Below are 14706 nucleotides of genomic sequence, written 5' to 3'. Positions count from 1 at the left end.
AGGAATAATAACTTAAATACATAGATGGAGGGGTTATCAATGGAAGAGAATTTAAAAGGATTATATGCGGCGTTATTAGTACCGTTTGATGAAAAAGGACAAGTGAAAGAAAAGGGATTAGTGCAAATTGTGCAAAATGCGATTGAAACTGAAGGCTTAGATGGGCTTTATGTTAATGGTAGCTCTGGCGAAAATTTCTTGTTAAATAAAGAACAAAAAAAACAAGTTTTTAAAGTAGCTAAAGAAGCTGTTAACGATGATGTGAAAATGATTGCACAGGTAGGTTCTTTAGATTTAAATGAAGCGATAGAACTTGGTAAATATGCAACTGAATTAGGATATGACGCTATTTCAGCAGTTACACCGTTCTATTATCCTTTTTCATTTGAAGAAATTAAAGACTATTATTTCGAATTAATTGAGGCCACGCAAAACAATTTAATTATTTATGCTATACCAGATTTAACTGGAGTTAACATTTCAATCGACCAATTTGGTGAGCTGTTTAATCATGAAAAAGTGGTAGGTGTGAAATACACAGCACCTAACTTCTTTTTGCTAGAGCGTATTCGTAAAGCTTATCCAGACAAGCTCATACTTTCTGGATTTGATGAAATGCTAGTACAAGCAGCTATTTCTGGAGTAGATGGTGCAATTGGTTCTACTTATAACGTCAATGGTAGACGTGCAAGACAAATTTTTGAAAAAGCTAAAAATGGAGAGATTGAAGAAGCGTATCAAATTCAACATGATACAAATGACATTATCGAGAATGTGTTGTCTATGGGCATTTATTCCACACTTAAAGAAATATTAGCTACACGTGGTATTGATGGTGGTGTACCAAAACGACCATTTAAACCATTCGATGAAGATAATAGAGAAAAATTGGGAGCATTAATTAATACGTATAATTTATAGGTTACCGTATAAGGGGTTGAAATGAATGGAACAAGTTGGTTTTGGTATATGGAACTGGGTTGCAGTTGTTAGTTATTTAGTTGTGATGCTGTTAGTAGGCGCATATTTTACCAAAAGGGCAAGTCAAAGTACAGATAGTTTCTTTACTGCTAGCGGCCGTTTACCTTCCTGGGCAGTTGGTTTCTCTATTTACGCTACAACATTAAGCGCGATTACATTTATGTCGACGCCTGAAAAGGCATTTTTAACAGATTGGTCGTATATCGCGGGGAATATTGCGATTGTAGCAATAATTCCATTACTTATTTATTTTTATGTACCATTTTTCAAAAAATTGAAGGTAACTTCTGCTTACGAATATTTAGAGGCTCGCTTTGGCCCTAGTATTCGCGTTATTGGTTCGCTATTATTTGTCTTATTTCATATCGGTAGGGTAGCAATTGTCATCTATTTACCTACGTTAGCTATTACATCAGTATCTGATATGAATCCATATGTAGTCGCGAGTCTTGTTGGCATTTTGTGTATATTGTACACATTTCTTGGTGGATTTGAAGGGGTGGTATGGAGTGATTTTATTCAAGGTGTGATTCTTTTAGGTGGCGCAGCAGCAATTATTATATTAGGTGTTATAAACATTCAAGGCGGCATGGGTACTGTTATGAGCGATGCGCTTGAGCATAAAAAGATTATTAGCACGGATAACTGGAAATTTAATACTGCAGCAGCAGCAATCCCAATTATCTTTCTAGGGAATATTTTTAATAACCTGCACCAATATACAGCAAGCCAAGACGTAGTTCAACGTTATCAAGCATCTGAATCTATGTCAGAGACTAAAAAATCATTATGGACAAATGGCGTCTTAGCTTTAGTATCAGCGCCATTATTCTATGGAATGGGAACAATGCTTTATTCATTCTATAGTCATAATACTGCTTTGCCTACAGGATTTAATACATCTTCTGTCGTACCATATTTTATTTTGACTGAAATGCCACCATTTGTTGCAGGTTTGTTAATTGCGGCGATTTTTGCAGCTGCTCAGTCAACGATTTCTTCAAGTTTAAATTCAATTTCAGCTTGTATTTCTGTCGATATTAAGCATAGATTTTTTGGAAAAGGAAATGAGAAAAGTGAAGTAGGGTTTGCTAGATGGATAATTATACTTGCAGGACTGTTTGGATTTGGTATGTCGATTTATTTAATTGCATCTGATTCTAATGATCTTTGGGACTTATTCTTACTTATTACTGGATTAGTAGGTGTACCATTGGCAGGCGTGTTTGCAGTAGGCATATTTACACGTCGTACAAATACGTTTGGTGTTTTGATGGGATTAATATTTGGAATCATATTTGCCTATATCTTTAATGGTATGGGTGGTGGCAATTCGCCATTCTACGTGTCTATCATTTCATTTTTAGTAGCATTTATTTTCGCTTATATTATAAGTATTGTCGTACCAGGAAAGAAAAAAGACATTACAGGTTTAACTATTTATGATATCAAAGAAGAAACAAATTATATTTCTATCGTACACTTTAAAGAAGACAGTAAGGAAAATTAAGTTAAAAACAGTTTTCAATTATATATTATAGTTTTATATGAATTGTAGACATTTAAATTAAATCAAGCTATCATTTCTGCATATATTTTAAAGGATTGATTCAGTAATAGGAAATATACATCGATAGTTTAGTTAGGTTTAGCATGTTAGTGATGAATGATTGAAAAATTGCGATAATGTGACTTGTTGTCATACTTGACAGAGCAGGGCTACGAAATCTTGTAAGAAAAGTTTTCTATCCTGCTCTGTTTTTTATTCAGTTTTTGATATAAATGAAGTACAAATCAATGTATATGGGCGATTTATTTACTTTGATTCAGCGATTATTGTAGATATAATAGGTTACAAATATAACATAAGATTCGAGGGGAATAAGCATATGATAAAAGCAATTGCAGTAGATATGGACGGCACTTTTTTAGATTCAAGCAAACAATACGATGAACAAAGGTTTAATCGTATTTTTCAACAATTAGAAAACGAGCATATTAAATTTATAGCAGCCAGTGGTAATCAATATGCTAAATTGAAATCTATTTTTGGTGATAGAAACATGTTTTTTGTTGCTGAAAATGGAGCTGTTATTTATGAAGGAAATACGTTATATGATTATCAAGCTTTTGAAAGAGATTTTTACCAAAGTGTCGTTAACTATTTAAATATAGATCGTGGTATTAAAGAGATCATTGTGTGTGGTTTGGATAGTGCTTACATATTAAAAGACAACCGAGAATCATTTAAAAAAGAGGCGCATTTTTATTATCGCCAATTGAAAGAAATTGAGTCATTTCAAAATTTACCTAAAGATGAATATGTAAAAATTGCTTTAAATATTAATAGAGGTACACACCCTACACTCGATGAAGATTTAAAAAATTACTTTTCAAAAGATTTAGCATTAGTGTCCAGTGGTCGTGATAGTATCGATCTTATTATACCTGGTATGACTAAAGGAAGTGCATTAGAAAGATTATTAAATAAATGGGATTTAACTAAAAATGAATTAATGGCATTTGGAGATGCAAATAATGATTTAGATATGTTGCAATTAGCACATTATAGTTATGTGATGGAAAACTGTGAGGATGCCTCATTATTCGAAGCCGCAAATTATGTAGCGCCTTCAAATAATAAACAAGGCGTTTTATCTGTTATTGAAGATGAAGTACTTAAAATTAATAATTAAGTTTTTCGCTCACATTTAGTATAGACTATAAACATATTATTTTAATCAGGATTATAAATTATCCTATACTAAAAGGTATAATATATAATTCGAAAGGATGGCAAACAAGAAATGAATGATATGCAACAAACAATCATCAACGCGTTTAATTTTAGACATGCAACGAAGCGCTTTGATTCAAATAAAAAAGTGAGTGAAAGTGATTTTAATACTATACTGGAAGCGGGCAGATTGTCTCCAAGTTCGTTAGGTTTAGAACCGTGGAAATTTGTGGTAATACAAAATCGCGAAATTAGAAATAAATTAAAAGAAATTAGTTGGGGGGCACAAGGGCAATTAGATACTGCAAGTTATTTTGTAATTATATTGGCTCGTAAAAATGTAACTTCTAAATCGCCATTCGTACAACATATGATCCGTGAAATCAAACAATATAGTGAAGAAAGCATACCTGCAACAGAAGTGAAATTTGATAATTTCCAAACAAATTTTCATATAAATGATAGTGAGTATACATTATTAGAATGGGCGAAAAAGCAAACTTATATTGCGTTAGGAAACATGATGACAAGTGCCGCATTATTGAATATTGATTCTTGCCCTATAGAAGGTTTTGATTTAGATGCAGTTACACAATTCTTAATCGAGGAAAATATTATGGATGCAGCGCATTTTGCACCATCTGTTATGGTTGCATTTGGTTATAGAGAAAGTGATTCAAAAGAAAAAGTGCGTCAACCTCAATCTCACGTAGTAGAATGGGTTGAATAATATAAAGCTTGGAACAATGAATTGTTTTTCATTGTTCCAAGCTTTTTACTTATGTCTTATCAGCTACTAATTCTGTATGATTGTGCACTGTAATAGCTAATCCATCAATTGTAAACATACGTACAGTGTTGATATGAGGTTTATAAATATCAATATGAGCCAGCCCATAACTTTTACCGTTTTTAACTCGAGGCATATTAGCTTGCCAAGTATTTACTGCAATGTGGTGATGGTAATTTTTGGTAGACATAAACAGAGCTTGGGGAAAATTGGAAATATGTGTGAGTTCTAATTGGTTAATATAAAAACGTTGAGCTATTTCTAAATCAGAAGTTTTTAAATGTAAATGTCCAATTTTAGCGTTAGATGGCATTTTTTTCCAACCTATTTCTGTTCTTTGTTTAAGCAAATTATTAATGTCTACTTGTAGTGTATCCATTTTTACTTTATTGTCTTTCCATAACCACTCATTTTCAGATCTATCGTAATAAACTTCGATACCATTTCCTTCAGGATCATTAAGGTATAAAGCTTCACTTACAAGGTGATCTCCGCCACCTACTGGAATGTTTAATTGAGAAACGTGAAAAAGAAAGTCTGCTAAATCTTTTCTTTCAGGTAATAGTAATGCAATATGAAACAGTCCTGCTTCTCTGATAGAAGGCTGACGTCCGTCTTGAATCTCGAATAATGTCATTGTATGACCGTTCAGTCCAACTTGTAAAGTCGCAGTATTTTCATTTTTGGACATAACTGTTAAGCCTAGAATATGTGTATAAAAATCAACCATATCTGTTAAATTTTTAACATTTAGTGTAACGTTCGTTACTTGTATTGCAGATTTATCGTGAAAAGTCATCATCTTGCTCCTTTATATTAACTTATGCTTTATAAATATAAGTTAATATAAAAATTATACCGAGTCAATTTGTCTGTCTCAGAGGAAGATTAAATTTTATAAAAGGGCAAAAACACTTGTATATTTACATTTAATAACTTGTGGTAAGATGTGTGCATAAGCAATTGGATTAATTTTGGGGGTGAGCGCATGCAGGTGTTTTGGAAGTTGGGATGGTTTTTTAAACAACATAAGAATAAATACATTTTAGGACTTATCACTTTGTTATTAATTGCTTTAATTGAAATTGTACCACCTCAAATTATTGGTAAAACCATTGATCAGATGACAACGAACAAATTAACGCCTAAAGTATTAGCTGTTTACCTTGTCATTTTAGTATTTGTTGCTATTTTCACTTATATTTTAAGGTATGTATGGAGATTATCAATTTTTGGCACAAGTCAAAAATTGGGGCAGATATTAAGAACTTCTTTATATAAGAAATATACAAATATGAGTGCTATTTTTTTTCAAAATAGAAGGACTGGCGATTTAATGGCACATGCAACGAATGACATAAGGGCAGTTCAAAATGCTGCAGGGGCAGGTATTTTAATGATCGCAGATGCTTTAATAACTGGTGGAACAGTTGTGATTACAATGGCTGCGACAGTGAGTTGGCAATTGACATTGATTGCAATGATACCATTGCCTTTTATGGTTTTGTTAACAAGTTATTATGGTTCACTACTAAGCAAAGGCTTTAAAAAAGCACAAGCGGCGTTTAGTAGATTAAATGATAAGACACAAGAAAGTGTTGCAGGTATCAAAGTAACTAAAACGTTTGGTTACGAAACAAGTGATCAAAAGGACTTTAAAAATTTAAGCGATGATGTTGTAGTAAAAAATTTAAAAGTTTCAAAAATTGATGCATTATTTGACCCCACAATTACATTGGTAATAGGAATTAGTTACTTTTTATCCATCGTCTTTGGAGCGAAATTAGTATTTAATCATGATATCACGTTAGGTCAACTCATTACTTTTACAACATATTTAGGTATGTTGGTTTGGCCTTTATTAGCTTTAGGTTTGTTTTTTAATATTGTCCAAAGAGCTAAAGCATCTTATGAACGGATCGAAGAAATAGGTAATACGCCAAATGGTATAGATACACATTTTAAAATAGATGCAAGCCCTGTAGGAAATATTGAATTTCATATCAAAAAATTCCATTTCCCGGGTAATAAAGAAGATGGCATTCATGATGTTCATTTTGAAGTTAAACAAGGTTCAACTGTAGGTATTGTAGGTCGTACTGGTTCAGGAAAAAGTACATTAATCCGATTGCTACTTAGAGAATTTGATACAGCAGAAGCTAATGAAATTAAGTATGGCGGTTATCCAATACGAGATTATAATGTGAAAAATTTACGCGCACAGTTCGGCTATGTGCCACAGGAACACTTTTTATTTTCAACTACGATTCGAAACAATATTGCTTTTAGTAATGAGGAAATCGATGATAATAGTATTTTTGAAGCTAGTAGAGCCAGTCATATCCATGATGATATTCTATCTTTTCCGAACCAATACCAAACGGTAGTAGGTGAGCGTGGTGTTTCCTTATCAGGAGGTCAAAAACAGCGTATTTCGATTGCTAGAGCGTTATTAATTGGCCCAGAGGTGTTAATTTTAGATGACTCTCTTTCCGCGGTAGATGCGCAAACTGAAGAAGTGATATTGGGTAACTTAGAAAAATTGAGGAAAGGTAAAACCAATATCATAACGGCTCATCGTATGAGTGCGGTGAAACACGCTGATGAAATTATTGTAATGGAAGGTGGCACGGTTGTTGAAAGTGGGACACATACAGCATTAATGAATCAAAAAGGTTGGTATTATGAAACGTATCGAGCTCAAGCATTACAACAACAACTCACTCGTAATTTAGATGACCTTGCGAAAGGGGACGATGCAAATGACTGAAAATGTTAACTTAACTGCAAAAGATCAAGCTCAAGTTTTAGTTAGATTATTCAAATATACAGTCCCTTATAAAGGCATTATTGCTTTAGCATTCTTTACATTAACTTTATCAACAATTGCAAGTATGCTAACACCTTATATGGTAAAAATATTTATTGATGATTATCTTACGCCGCGCCATTTTCCTCAACAATCGATGATTTGGCTTGTCGTTATTTTTATTAGTATTCAGGTTATTGGTGCTTTAACAATGTATTTAAGTCAATATCTTTTTCAATATCTTGCCTTTAAAGTCATTCAACAGTTAAGAATCGACGCCTTTAATAAATTAGGGAAATTAGGAATGAGCTATTTTGATAAAGTGCCTGGAGGTAGTATTGTTTCTAGATTGACTAATGATACAGAGACCATTGTAGATATGATTGTAGGCGTGTTTTCAACATTTGTAATAGCATTTTTTATGATGATATCAAGCTATATTATGATGTTTATTTTGGATGTGAAATTGGCTTTAATCGCTTTGGTTTTTCTGCCCATTATCATTATAATGCTAGCAATTTATCGTAAATATTCAGCTGTTTTATTTGCAAAATCAAGACAAAGATTGTCAGATTTAAATACAAAATTAGCAGAATCTATAGAAGGTATGAAGATAATCCAAGCATTTAATCAAGAAAAACGATTAAATAAAGAGTTTAATGATATTAATGATGGACATTACCAATATATGTTGAAAACAGTAAAACTCGATAGCCTATTATTGAGACCAGCAATTAGCGCGATTTCTGTATTTGCGACAGTTATGATTTTGGGGTATTTTGGAATAATTAGCTTTACCACAGGAATTACTGCAGGCGTCGTGTTTGCCTTTGTACAATATATGGAACGTTTTTTTGAACCGATTAATCAAGTAAGTCAGAATTTAAATATTTTACAACAGGCATTGGTGTCAGCGAGTAGAGTATTTACATTGATTGACGACCGTACTTATGAACCTAAACAGCATCCAATATTAAACCATGGCATCCAAGAAGGGAAGATTGAGTTTAAAAATGTTAGTTTCAGTTATGACGGTGAGACAGATGTATTAAAAAATATCAATTTTACTGTTAACCCTGGTGAAATGGTTGCACTTGTTGGTCACACAGGATCTGGAAAGAGTTCAATCATCAATTTGTTTATGCGTTTTTATGAATTTAACCGTGGCGCTATCGAAATAGATGGCTACTCAATTAAAATAATACCAAAAGAAGAATTAAAGCAGAAAATAGGATTAGTGTTGCAAGATGCTTTTGTATTTTATGGTACTGTGGAATCAAATATTAAACTGTACCACCCGACGATGACATTTGAACAAGTCAAAGCTGCTGCAGAATTTGTGCACGCTAATCATTTTATTGAAAAACTGCCAGGTCAGTATCAACATAAAGTGATTGAAAAAGGGAGTGCTTTTTCAAGTGGTGAACGCCAATTATTAGCATTTGCGAGAACGATTGCTACAAATCCTCGAATATTAATATTAGATGAAGCAACAGCTAATATTGATTCCGAAACGGAAGAACAAATTCAACAGTCTCTAGACACGATGAGACAAGGAAGAACCACTTTAGCCATCGCACATAGACTTTCTACGATTCAAGATGCAGATAAGATATTGGTGTTGAATCATGGTAGGATTGTAGAACAAGGTACACATGAAACATTAATTCAGCAAAATGGTATTTATCGTAATATGTATTTATTGCAAAATGGTTAAAAAACGGGACAGAAATTAAAATTTTATTTCTGTCCCGTTTCTTATATTTGAATTTAGTTTGTAAAAAACTAACCTGAGTACACATCTTGATATTCTGCATTTTTCTCAATCACAGATTTAGCAAAAGGGCATGTTGCAGTAACTTTTAAATTATTATCGCGAGCGTAATCAACTACGGATTTTACAAGTTGTGAACCTAAACCTTGGCCGCCAAGTTCGTCTGGTACGCCTGTATGATCAATATTGATTTGGTTATCACCTTGTTTTTGAAAAGTAATTTCAGCTTGAGGGTTATTTTCATTATCGCCTACATAAAATTTATTTGTACCTTGTTTAATTTCCGCCATTTAAATCACTCCTTGTAGATTAACTTCATACTTATTTAATATCACATTTAAGCTAAAGTTAAACTCATAATAGGAATTAATCTATATTTATGGGAAAAATTAGCTAAGAATTATTATAGAATAAGTAAAAACCATTGAAAAATTAAGAAAATAAGTTTATAGTTTTAACGGAATAATTTCGATTTGGAGGGGCGTTTTTTGAAAAAAAGAGTATTATTTATACTGACTTGTATATTTATCGTATTGTTGAGTGCTTGCGGAAATATAAATACTGAGAAAAAAGACGTCAGTTCTAACAATAAACTTAAAATATATACAACGGCATTTGCATTTCAAAGTTTTACTGAGCAAATAGGTGGTAAATACGTAGATGTCAATTCAATTTATCCACCTGGAGCAGACATGCATTCTTTTGAACCTACGCAAAAAGAAATGATTAATATTGCTAAAAGTGATTTATTTATCTATTCAAATGAAGAAATGGACCCAGTTGCTAAAAAAGTTGCAACTTCAATTAATAATGATCGTTTGAAGTTACCAGTTGCGCAAGATCTTAATCATGGTGATTTAATTGCTAGTCACGAACACGGACATGAGCACGACCACGAGCATGAGCACGAAACGCATACAGAACATGATGGCCATGATAGCCATGAAGGTCACAATCATGAAGGACAAGATCCACACGTATGGCTTGACCCTGTATTAAATAAAAAGTTTGTTAAAGCAATTAAAGATGACTTGGTAGAGAAAGATCCTAAACATCAATCTTATTATATGCAGAATTATAAACGATTGATAAAAGATATCAATCAAATTGATAATAAGATGAAAAAGATAACACAGCATCCTAAACGTGACACAGTTATTATATCTCATGATTCTATAGGTTATTTAGCTAATCGCTATCATTTTAAACAGCAGGGTGTCAGTGGCATGAATAATGAAGAACCTAGCCAACGGGAGTTAATGAATATTGTTCGAAATATGAATAAAACAAAACAACCTTATGTATTATATGAACAAAATATCACATCCAAAGTAACAGATGTGATTCAAAAAGAGTCCAATACTACACCGCTAAAATTTCACAATATGGCTACTTTATCAAAAGAAGAAGTAAGTGATGACGAAATCACTTATCAATCATTGATGAAAGAAAATATGAAATCTTTAGATAAAGCACTTAACGAGTAGTACAGATTTAGTTATATAATAATAATGCCTCAACATTAGTTTGATACTTTAAATCATAATGTTGAGGCATTTCTTAATATCTAATTATCTTAATCATATCTAATATATGAAACAGTAGTGTTATAATATTCTTCTAGCCCGCGTACACCGTCAGCGCCACCTAAACCTGATTCTCTCCAACCAGCGTGATATCCGTTTACAACTTCTTCTGCTTCGCAATTGGCATAAACTTCACCAAATTTAAGCGATTCGGTTGCTGTCATAATTTCTTTTAAATCTTCTGAAAAGATATAAGATGATAAACCAGCATTTGTGTTGTTTGCTTGTTCGATGGCTTCGTCAAAGTTGTTATATTGCACAATTGGCAACACAGGTCCGAAAATTTCTTCTTTAAACGCGCTATCTTCTGGATCTACTTGATCTAAAATGGTAGGTTCATAAAAATAGCCAGGACGATCGATGATGTGGCCACCTGTAATTAATTGAGCCCCATTGTTAACTGCATTTTGAACTTTTTCATCCACATTATTTAATTGTTTTTGATTAATAAGCGCACCATAGTCTGTTTTATTATCAAATGGATCTCCTACAGTTAAACTCTGCATTTTTTCTTTTAACTTATTGATAAATGTTGAATGAATAGCTTTGTGTACAAAAATGCGTTCAGGACAAGTGCATACCTGTCCGGCATTATTAATTCTTGCTGTAACGATATAATCAACTGCTTTATCTAAATTCGCATTTGAGGTGACTAATACAGGTGCATTACCTCCAAGTTCAAGATTTACCTTTTTAACTGTATTTGCACTCTTAGCAAAAACTGATTTACCTGCGCGCATGCTACCCGTGATTGAAATGAGTTGTATATCTGGGTGTTCAGCTAATTGCGTACCTAGCGCTTCTCCTTTACCTGGAAGGATTTGAATAAGTCCTGCAGGTATAGTAGATTGACGAAATAGTTCAGCAATTTTTAGCGTGACAAGTGAGGTTTCTTCACTAGGTTTAATAACTACAGAACAACCAGTTACAATAGCAGGGATCACTTTTCTCATTAACACCATTATGGGCGCATTCCAAGGCACAATACCTGCTGTTACACCAATTGGTTTTTTAGTTAACAAAATCGTTTCGTTTTCACGGCTGTTTTGCAAGACTTCGCCTTTATTATTCATACTTTGGCTTGTCATATAATCTATAAAATGTATAGATTTATCTATTTCACCTTTTGCCGAAGCAAGTGTTTTTCCTTGTTCTTGAACATACAATTTTGCAATTTCATCTTTATGTTCTTCTAATAAAGGGATTAACATTTTTACATGGTCTGCTCGTGTTGGTTGAGGCACTTTTTCCCACTCTAATTGTGCATGTTTTGACTTTTCTACAGCTGAGTTAACTTCAGATTCTGTTGCGAAAGTAATTGTGTCTATCTTTTCTTCAGTTGCAGGGTTAATGACGTCCATTGTGTCAGTAGATTTGCTTTCTACAAATTCATTGTTTATAAATAATTGATTCATTATGACACCTCCACATTATGATATATACCACTAATTTGAATGGTAGAAACTGAATAAATAAGCAAATGTAAGTTTATTTTTGTATAACTTTTAAATGACAGTATAATTTTTATACTCAATGTGTTGACTTGTTTAAAAAACAGTATTATAATTTATCTCGAAATCGAAATAAATTGAAAGTTGGTGATGTGATGAATCGAACTAAAGCGTCGTTAAATACATTTGTTGGTTTGAACCGAACTATCGATCATTTGGAACAAATAGTTAGGAATGACATTCAACGTTATGGACTAAATGTGACAGAGTTCGCGGTATTAGAGTTACTGTACAATAAAGGCGATCAACCGATACAACGTATTGGTGATAGAGTATTAATTGCGAGTAGTAGTATCACATATGTTGTAGATAAATTAGAGACAAAAGGGTATGTAATAAGAATACGAAATGTACAAGACAAACGAGTGACTAATGCTTCGCTCACTGAAGCAGGTTGTACATTGATGAATGAGATATTTCCTAAGCATGCTGCAACATTAGAATCAACTTTTTCAATTTTGTCAGATGAAGAATTAACAACATTACAGCACGTTTTGAAAAAATTAAGTGCACAACCTATGATTTAGGCTTAGCACTTAAAAATTTTATTTAAAATTACTTCGAAATCGAGATAAATATAAAAAGAGGAGTTTTATTATGACAAATAATCAATTATTAGGTATACACCACGTAACAGCAATGACAGATGATGCTGAACGAAATTATAAATTTTTTACTGAAGTATTAGGTATGAGACTTGTGAAAAAAACAGTAAATCAAGATGACATTTATACCTATCATACATTTTTTGCAGATGATGTCGGCTCACCTGGTACAGATATGACATTTTTTGATTTCCCTCACGTTCCTAAAGGTCATTCTGGAACAAATTCAATTACGCGTCCTTCCTTCCGCGTACCTGATGATGCAGCGTTAGCGTATTATGAAGCACGATTTAATGAGTATGGGGTTAAACATGAAGGCATACAAGCGCTATTTGGTAAAAAAGTGTTGCCATTTGAAGAGCCTGATGGACAAAGTTATCAATTAATTTCTGATGAAAATAATAAAGGCGTAGCACCAGGACAACCATGGAAAAAAGGGCCAGTACCTACTGATAAAGCAATTTATGGTTTGGGACCTATTGAAATCACTGTAAGCTACTTTGAAGATTTCAAAAAAATCTTGGAAGAAATATTTGGTATGAGAACAATTATTGAAGAGGAAGATGTTGCAGTATTAGAAGTTGGTGAAGGTGGCAATGGCGGTCAAGTATTTTTAAGAAAAGACACGACAGCCCCTGAAGCTAGACAAGGTTACGGCGAAGTGCATCATGTTTCATTCAGATTAGAAGACCATGAAGCTATTTCAAAATGGTTAGAAAAATATGAACAATATGGCATCGGAAATTCAGGTTTAGTAGATAGATTTTATTTTGAAGCATTGTATGCCCGTATTGGTCATATATTAGTTGAAGTATCTACAGATGGACCAGGGTTTATGGGAGATGAACCCTATGAAACATTAGGTGAGAGTCTTGCATTGCCACCATTTTTAGAGAAAAAACGTGATTATATAGAATCGGAAGTACGTCCTTTTGATACGAAACGATCACACTAAATTTTTTGGATTGTTTTTTTAATAATAAACTAGGAGGGGTGGAGATGGATCCTATTCATCACATTCATCATATTTCAGCAATTGTAGGTAATCCAGAAGAAAATATTCAATTTTATCGAGATATTCTCAATTTAAAATTAATAAAGAAAACAGTGAATTTTGATGACCCATCAACATACCATTTATACTTTTCAAATGGTGGCGTTGACAATGGCACGATATTGACATTTTTTAACTGGCCCAATCATTATAAAGGCCGTACTGGCGCGGGACAAGTGCAACATATTGCATTTAGGGTGCCCCGGGGTTCATTAAAGCAATGGGAAACACATCTAAAGGTACACGAAATTGAGACAGTAAGAACACAATTATTTGGAAAAGATACGCTTGAATTTGTAGATGCACATGAGTTGCCTTTGGCGCTTGTTGAAGATGACAAGGAAGCTTTAGATAAGCATAGCATAGATATTGTTGGTTTTTATGGTGTTACTATGTTGTCTAATAATCCATATCAAACAGTTCAAACGTTAACTGAAGAAATGGGCTTAGCATGTGTAAATGAAAATGATATGTATATCCATTTGAAAACAGTAGGCGATTGGCAACATCACGTTATGGTAAAAAAAGATGTACCAAATGAACATGTTCGTTGGGGCGTAGGTGTGGTCCATCATATCGCATGGTCAGTGCCAAATAACCATGTTCATAAAGCATGGCAAACGAAAATGTTAGATAGAGGTTACCATGTAACTGAAGTCAAAGATCGTCATTATTTTAATGCAGTCTACATGAAAGAACGTGGTGACATTATTTTTGAATTTGCCACTGAAGGGCCAGGCTTTACAATCGATGAACGTTTCGAAGATTTAGGTACACGCTTGATAATGCCCCCTCAATACGAAGAAAGAGAAGATGAACTATTACGTTTATTACCACCGATACGTATATAATTAAAAAA

Annotated in this window: 13 protein-coding genes; 10 read left to right on the top strand and 3 right to left on the bottom strand. The window is 33.2% G+C overall.

Annotated elements, in window-relative coordinates; translation table 11 throughout:
* The first annotated feature begins 39 nt into the window (after positions 1 to 39).
* The 4 genes from KA900_RS04820 to KA900_RS04805 all read left to right on the top strand — a co-directional run bounded on the left by KA900_RS04820 (position 40) and on the right by KA900_RS04805 (position 4448).
* The gene (locus KA900_RS04820; protein WP_103373042.1) at positions 40 to 921 is read left to right on the top strand and encodes an N-acetylneuraminate lyase; all 882 of its coding nucleotides are present in this window, start codon (positions 40 to 42) and stop codon (positions 919 to 921) included.
* A gap of 25 nt (positions 922 to 946) precedes the next feature.
* On the top strand, positions 947 to 2491 hold the full coding sequence (locus KA900_RS04815; protein ID WP_207572774.1) for a sodium:solute symporter family protein: 1545 nt from the start codon (positions 947 to 949) through the stop codon (positions 2489 to 2491).
* Positions 2492 to 2870: 379 nt separating this feature from the next.
* On the top strand, positions 2871 to 3677 hold the full coding sequence (locus KA900_RS04810) for a Cof-type HAD-IIB family hydrolase (protein ID WP_107643910.1): 807 nt from the start codon (positions 2871 to 2873) through the stop codon (positions 3675 to 3677).
* Between the two features lie 111 nt (positions 3678 to 3788).
* On the top strand, positions 3789 to 4448 hold the full coding sequence (locus tag KA900_RS04805; protein ID WP_096808420.1) for an NAD(P)H-dependent oxidoreductase: 660 nt from the start codon (positions 3789 to 3791) through the stop codon (positions 4446 to 4448).
* Between the two features lie 49 nt (positions 4449 to 4497).
* Here the strand turns inward: KA900_RS04805 and KA900_RS04800 are convergent, their stop codons facing one another.
* Positions 4498 to 5307 carry a VOC family protein gene (locus KA900_RS04800; RefSeq protein WP_096808421.1) on the bottom strand — a complete coding sequence of 270 codons (810 nt, stop codon included), beginning with the start codon at positions 5305 to 5307 and terminating at the stop codon, positions 4498 to 4500.
* A gap of 189 nt (positions 5308 to 5496) precedes the next feature.
* On the opposite strand from KA900_RS04800, the gene KA900_RS04795 reads away from it, so the two are divergent.
* On the top strand, positions 5497 to 7278 hold the full coding sequence (locus KA900_RS04795) for an ABC transporter ATP-binding protein (RefSeq protein WP_115341937.1): 1782 nt from the start codon (positions 5497 to 5499) through the stop codon (positions 7276 to 7278).
* Positions 7271 to 9034: an ABC transporter ATP-binding protein gene (locus KA900_RS04790; protein ID WP_210139339.1), complete on the top strand. Its 1764-nt coding sequence runs from the start codon at positions 7271 to 7273 to the stop codon at positions 9032 to 9034. Before KA900_RS04795 ends, KA900_RS04790 begins: the two co-directional genes overlap by 8 nt.
* A gap of 68 nt (positions 9035 to 9102) precedes the next feature.
* Here KA900_RS04790 and KA900_RS04785 read toward each other — a convergent pair whose 3' ends face one another.
* Positions 9103 to 9381 carry a GNAT family N-acetyltransferase gene (locus tag KA900_RS04785; protein ID WP_096808424.1) on the bottom strand — a complete coding sequence of 93 codons (279 nt, stop codon included), beginning with the start codon at positions 9379 to 9381 and terminating at the stop codon, positions 9103 to 9105.
* A gap of 198 nt (positions 9382 to 9579) precedes the next feature.
* On the opposite strand from KA900_RS04785, the gene KA900_RS04780 reads away from it, so the two are divergent.
* Positions 9580 to 10578 carry a metal ABC transporter solute-binding protein, Zn/Mn family gene (locus KA900_RS04780; RefSeq protein WP_115341938.1) on the top strand — a complete coding sequence of 333 codons (999 nt, stop codon included), beginning with the start codon at positions 9580 to 9582 and terminating at the stop codon, positions 10576 to 10578.
* Between the two features lie 89 nt (positions 10579 to 10667).
* Here KA900_RS04780 and aldA read toward each other — a convergent pair whose 3' ends face one another.
* Positions 10668 to 12095, bottom strand: coding sequence for an aldehyde dehydrogenase (aldA, locus tag KA900_RS04775; RefSeq protein WP_182478027.1), 1428 nt, complete (start codon positions 12093 to 12095; stop codon positions 10668 to 10670).
* Positions 12096 to 12283: 188 nt separating this feature from the next.
* Between aldA and KA900_RS04770 the strand changes: the two genes are divergently transcribed.
* From KA900_RS04770 to KA900_RS04760, 3 genes are all read left to right on the top strand, one after another.
* On the top strand, positions 12284 to 12715 hold the full coding sequence (locus KA900_RS04770; protein WP_096808427.1) for a MarR family winged helix-turn-helix transcriptional regulator: 432 nt from the start codon (positions 12284 to 12286) through the stop codon (positions 12713 to 12715).
* Between the two features lie 70 nt (positions 12716 to 12785).
* Entirely contained in the window at positions 12786 to 13748 is a 963-nt protein-coding gene (mhqE, locus tag KA900_RS04765) for a ring-cleaving dioxygenase MhqE (RefSeq protein WP_103373189.1), read from the top strand.
* Positions 13749 to 13792: 44 nt separating this feature from the next.
* Positions 13793 to 14698 carry a VOC family protein gene (locus KA900_RS04760; RefSeq protein ID WP_107643915.1) on the top strand — a complete coding sequence of 302 codons (906 nt, stop codon included), beginning with the start codon at positions 13793 to 13795 and terminating at the stop codon, positions 14696 to 14698.
* Positions 14699 to 14706 lie beyond the last annotated feature (8 nt).

Origin of the sequence: Staphylococcus sp. GDY8P120P (assembly GCF_017892065.1) — a bacterium.
Taxonomy (GTDB): domain Bacteria; phylum Bacillota; class Bacilli; order Staphylococcales; family Staphylococcaceae; genus Staphylococcus; species Staphylococcus nepalensis.
The sequence above is the reverse complement of the archived record's forward strand: the minus strand, read 5'-3'. Positions and strand labels throughout refer to the sequence as shown.

Bases quoted from the DNA above. Each gene is read 5' to 3' on its own strand.
- KA900_RS04820 (WP_103373042.1), top strand. From the start codon at position 40: ATGGAAGAGAATTTAAAAGGATTATATGCGGCGTTATTAGTACCGTTT.
- KA900_RS04815 (WP_207572774.1), top strand. From the start codon at position 947: ATGGAACAAGTTGGTTTTGGTATATGGAACTGGGTTGCAGTTGTTAGT.
- KA900_RS04810 (WP_107643910.1), top strand. From the start codon at position 2,871: ATGATAAAAGCAATTGCAGTAGATATGGACGGCACTTTTTTAGATTCA.
- KA900_RS04805 (WP_096808420.1), top strand. From the start codon at position 3,789: ATGAATGATATGCAACAAACAATCATCAACGCGTTTAATTTTAGACAT.
- KA900_RS04800 (WP_096808421.1), bottom strand. From the start codon at position 5,307: ATGACTTTTCACGATAAATCTGCAATACAAGTAACGAACGTTACACTA.
- KA900_RS04795 (WP_115341937.1), top strand. From the start codon at position 5,497: ATGCAGGTGTTTTGGAAGTTGGGATGGTTTTTTAAACAACATAAGAAT.
- KA900_RS04790 (WP_210139339.1), top strand. From the start codon at position 7,271: ATGACTGAAAATGTTAACTTAACTGCAAAAGATCAAGCTCAAGTTTTA.
- KA900_RS04785 (WP_096808424.1), bottom strand. From the start codon at position 9,381: ATGGCGGAAATTAAACAAGGTACAAATAAATTTTATGTAGGCGATAAT.
- KA900_RS04770 (WP_096808427.1), top strand. From the start codon at position 12,284: ATGAATCGAACTAAAGCGTCGTTAAATACATTTGTTGGTTTGAACCGA.
- mhqE (WP_103373189.1), top strand. From the start codon at position 12,786: ATGACAAATAATCAATTATTAGGTATACACCACGTAACAGCAATGACA.
- KA900_RS04760 (WP_107643915.1), top strand. From the start codon at position 13,793: ATGGATCCTATTCATCACATTCATCATATTTCAGCAATTGTAGGTAAT.